Genomic DNA, 4,239 nt, shown 5'->3' on the forward strand with positions numbered 1-4,239 from the left:
TGCTGACCCCCATGCAGGGCACGCTGCTCACCGTGGCGCTGGTCGTCATCACCATCAACGCGGTGAACTTCGTCGACGGCCTGGACGGGCTCGCCTCCGGGATGGTGTGCATCGCGGCCGCCGCGTTCTTCATGTACGCGTACCGCATCTGGTACGGCTACGGCCTGGAGGCGGCGGCGCCCGCCTCGCTCTTCGCCGCGGTCCTGATGGGCATGTGCCTGGGCTTCCTGCCGCACAACATGCACCCGGCGCGGATCTTCATGGGCGACTCGGGCTCGATGCTGATCGGGCTGGTGCTGGCGGCGGGCGCGATCTCGGTCACCGGTCAGGTGGACCCGGACGCGATGCAGCTGTTCGCCGGTTCGGAGCGGGCCGCCGTGCACACGATGGTGCCGGTCTACATCCCGCTGCTGCTGCCGCTGACGATCATCGCGGTGCCCTTCGCCGACCTGGTACTGGCGATCGTGCGGCGGACCTGGAACGGCCAGTCGCCGTTCACGGCCGACCGCGGCCACCTGCACCACCGGCTGCTGGAGGTCGGCCACTCGCACAGCCGGGCCGTGCTGATCATGTACTTCTGGTCGGGGCTGATCGCGTTCGGCGCGGTGGCGTACTCGGTGAACAACGCGAGCGTCTGGATCGTCCTGGGCATCGTCGCGCTGAGCGCGGTGGGCCTCGGTCTCCTGCTGCTGCCGCGGTTCCGGCCGCGGGCGCCGCGCTGGGCGCAGTGGATGGTGCCGCCGCGCTACCGGCGGCAGGCGGGCACGGCCGCGGCGTGGAGCGCGGCTCCGGAAGCCGGGCCGTCCGGTGCGGCGGCCGGGCCGGATGGGGAGCAGCGGGAGCCGGTGCCGGCGGGGATCCACGGGGCCACCGCGATCGGTGACCGGTCCCGGTTCACCGACTGGCGCGGGGCCGACAACCGGCGCTGAAGCGCGGGTTCCGGAAACTCGTCAGCATCGCCCCAGCTTTTTTCGAGATTATGTTCGCCACACTGAAAATCCGACCATTCCGGCCGCATAGCACACAAAACGACGGCCGTCAGCGCACCAACGCGCGGGGTACTGCTCACGTGTGACAGGTAGCACACGAAGTAGGTAAAGACCTCATCAAATAGTTTGTGATACCGTTCACGAGACCCGGTGATAGAGCCGTAAGTCCCGAGTCGGACGGGCCACACGGCTCGTCATCTCGCCGTCGTGCCGGGTCTACGCTCGTCCGCGAGCACACCTGCCCCCACCCCGCCGGAGCGCCGCCATGCAGTCACATGACGCTCGCCTGTTTCTTCGTTGCCTCGTCCCCACGCTCGTCGTCGGCGCCCTCGCCGTCGTCGTCAGTGCGCTGGTGGCCGGCGGAAAGGGCGCGACCGGTGCCGCGGTCGGTGTGGTGCTGGTGCTCTTCGTGATGGGTGTCAGCCTCGTCGTCCTGCAGCAGACCGCGAAGAAATACCCTTCGCTGTTCCAGATGATGGGGCTGCTGCTGTACGCGGTACAGATCCTGATCGTCGCGGTCTTCCTGATGGCGTTCAAGGACACGGCCCTTTTCGACACCAAGACCTTCGCGTTCTCGCTGCTCGCCGCCACCCTCGTGTGGATCGGCGCACAGGCCCGCGGGTACATGAAGGCGAAGATTCTCTACGTCGACCCCGACGCCGCCGAAGCGAAGCGCGCGGAAACGGCGGGGTCCACGACGTGAGACGTAGGGCCGGGATAAACGCAGCCGCGAGAGCCTGCTATCGTCCGGTGCCATCTGCGGCACAGTTGGCGCAGGCGGCGCGGCTCCCGAGTCCCCCGGGGCAGGAGGACGACCAACTCCTGCGGCCCCCGCCTGTGATACGAACCGGCCCAGTGCCGATGTGCCGCCCCCAAATCCGTAAGACCAGTCCAGTGCCGTTCCGCGGATCAACGCCGCGCCGACACAACGAGGTTGCCGTACCTATGCGCCACGCTGAAGGAGCTCGCGGTGAGTGCTGACATGAATACGCTCGCCTTTAATACCGAGTGTCACCTCTTCATTCCAGGGTGTGGCTTCGAGGCTCCCGGCCTGCACTCGTTCGTCTTCGACCCGCTCTTCTCGATCGGCAGCTTCAACTTCAACAAGCCGATGCTGCTGGCTCTGCTGAGCACGGTCGTCGTCGTGTGGTTCTTCTGGGCCGCATTCGGCCGGGCGAAGGTCGTGCCGGGCAAGCTCCAGATGATCGGCGAAGCGGGTTACGACTTCGTGCGCCGCGGGCTCGTTTACGACGCGCTCGGCAAGAAGGAGGGCGAGAAGTACGTCCCCTTCATGGTCGCGCTGTTCTTCTTCGTGTGGATCATGAACCTGTGGTCGATCATTCCGGTCGCCCAGTTCCCGGTGACGTCGGTCATCGCCTTCCCCGCGGGCCTGGCCATCGTGGTCTGGCTGCTGTGGGTGAGCCTCACCTTCAAGAAGCACGGGTTCGTCGGCGGCTGGAAGAACATCACCGGCTTCGACAAGTCGCTCGGCTGGGTTCTGCCGCTGATCGTCGTGCTGGAGTTCGTCTCGAACCTGATCATCCGGCCGTTCACGCACGCGGTCCGACTGTTCGCGAACATGTTCGCGGGCCACATGCTGATCGTGATGTTCACGATCGCCAGCTGGTACCTGCTGAACGGTGTCGGCGTCGTCTACGCCGGTGCCTCGTTCGTCATGACCATTCTGATGACCGCCTTCGAGCTGTTCATCCAGGCCGTCCAGGCGTACGTGTTCGTGCTGCTGGCCTGCAACTACGTCCAGGGCGCGCTCGCCGAGCACCACTGAGCACCCCGCCTCCCCGATAACCACCAGACGTCCGGTGGCCAACCCCCACCGGTCCGTGCAAGAGAAGGAAGTAACGGCATGTCCGCTGCTCTCGACATGGTCAACCTCGCCGCCACCGACACCGTGTCCGGCAACGTCGCCGCCATCGGCTACGGCCTCGCCGCGATCGGCCCCGGCGTCGGCGTCGGCATCATCTTCGGTAACGGCACCCAGGCCCTGGCCCGCCAGCCCGAGGCCGCCGGCCTGATCCGCACCAACCAGATCATGGGTTTCGCCTTCTGTGAGGCGCTCGCCCTCATCGGCATCGTCATGGGCTTCGTTTACAAGTAAACCGAGCGCATCGACGAACCCTTTAGACGGAAGGCATTGATGTGAACGCCCTGATCCTGGCGAGCGAGGTCGAGGTTCCCGAGAACCCGCTCGTGCCGCCGATCCCAGAGCTCATCATCGGCCTGATCGCCTTCTTCATCGTTTTCGGCTTCCTCGCCAAGAAGCTTCTTCCGAACATCAACAAGGTTCTGGACGAGCGCCGTGCGGCGATCGAAGGCGGCATGGAGAAGGCGGAGGCCGCGCAGGCCGAGGCTCAGCAGGTCCTCGAGGACTACCGGGCCCAGCTCGCCGACGCCCGCCACGAGGCCGCGCGTCTGCGCCAGGAGGCGCAGGAGCAGGGCGCCGCGCTCATCGCCGAGATGCGCGCGGAAGGCCAGCGGCAGCGTGAGGAGATCATCGCCGCCGGTCACGCCCAGATCGAGGCTGACCGGAAGCAGGCCGCGCAGACGCTGCGTCAGGACGTGGGCAAGCTCGCCACCGACCTGGCCGGCAAGCTCGTCGGTGAGTCCCTCGAGGACCACGCCCGGCAGAGCCGCACGATCGACCGCTTCCTCGACGAGCTCGAGACGAAGGCGGCGACCGACACGGCGAAGGCCGAGGCCGGCCGATGAATGGAGCGAGCCGCGAGGCACTGGCCTCCGCACGCGAGCGTCTCGACGCGCTGACGGACAACGCGACCGTCGACGCGGCGAAGCTCGCCGAGGAGCTGGCTGCCGTCACCGCGCTGCTCGACCGCGAGGTGTCGCTGCGTCGGGTCCTCACCGACCCGGCGCAGGCCGGCGAGGCCAAGGCCGAGCTGGCCGGGCGCCTGCTGGGCGGCCAGGTCGGCGGCGAGACCGTCGATCTGGTCTCCGGCATGGTCCGCTCCCGCTGGTCGCAGTCGCGCGACCTGGTGGACGGCATCGAGGAGCTGGCGTACAGCGCCGACCTCGTCGCCGCACAGCGGTCCGGTGCGCTCGACGACGTGGAGGACGAGCTGTTCCGGTTCGGCCGGATCGTCTCCTCCTCGCCCGAGCTGCGCTCCGCACTGGTCGACCGCCGGGCGGACAACGCGGCCAAGGCCGAGCTGATCCGCTCGCTGCTGGGCGGCCGCGCCAACGCGGTCACCGAGCGGCTGGTGGTCCGACTCGTCGC

The 4,239-nt window shown here is 67.6% G+C and carries 6 protein-coding genes; all 6 read left to right on the forward strand.

The features are described 5' to 3' along the window. Positions 1-929: MraY family glycosyltransferase (locus tag ABT381_RS24500; RefSeq protein WP_351598236.1), on the forward strand; the 929-nt coding region annotated here is incomplete at its 5' end. A gap of 325 nt (positions 930-1,254) precedes the next feature. Next, positions 1,255-1,692, forward strand: a complete 438-nt coding sequence (locus ABT381_RS24505; protein ID WP_351598239.1) for a Cg1360 family ATP-synthase-associated protein — start codon at positions 1,255-1,257, stop codon at positions 1,690-1,692. 267 nt (positions 1,693-1,959) lie between these two features. Next, on the forward strand, positions 1,960-2,775 hold the full coding sequence (atpB, locus tag ABT381_RS24510; RefSeq protein ID WP_502965717.1) for a F0F1 ATP synthase subunit A: 816 nt from the start codon (positions 1,960-1,962) through the stop codon (positions 2,773-2,775). 78 nt (positions 2,776-2,853) lie between these two features. Further along, on the forward strand, positions 2,854-3,105 hold the full coding sequence (gene atpE, locus ABT381_RS24515; RefSeq protein WP_351598242.1) for an ATP synthase F0 subunit C: 252 nt from the start codon (positions 2,854-2,856) through the stop codon (positions 3,103-3,105). A 41-nt stretch (positions 3,106-3,146) separates the two neighbouring features. Then, positions 3,147-3,716, forward strand: a complete 570-nt coding sequence (locus ABT381_RS24520) for a F0F1 ATP synthase subunit B (RefSeq protein WP_351598244.1) — start codon at positions 3,147-3,149, stop codon at positions 3,714-3,716. After that, the coding region (locus ABT381_RS24525) for a F0F1 ATP synthase subunit delta (RefSeq protein WP_351598246.1) at positions 3,713-4,239 on the forward strand (527 nt) is incomplete at its 3' end. The genes ABT381_RS24520 and ABT381_RS24525, both read left to right, overlap by 4 nt.

The sequence above is a fragment of the Streptomyces sp. NPDC000151 genome (assembly GCF_040301705.1).
Classification (GTDB): Bacteria; Actinomycetota; Actinomycetes; order Streptomycetales; family Streptomycetaceae; genus Streptomyces.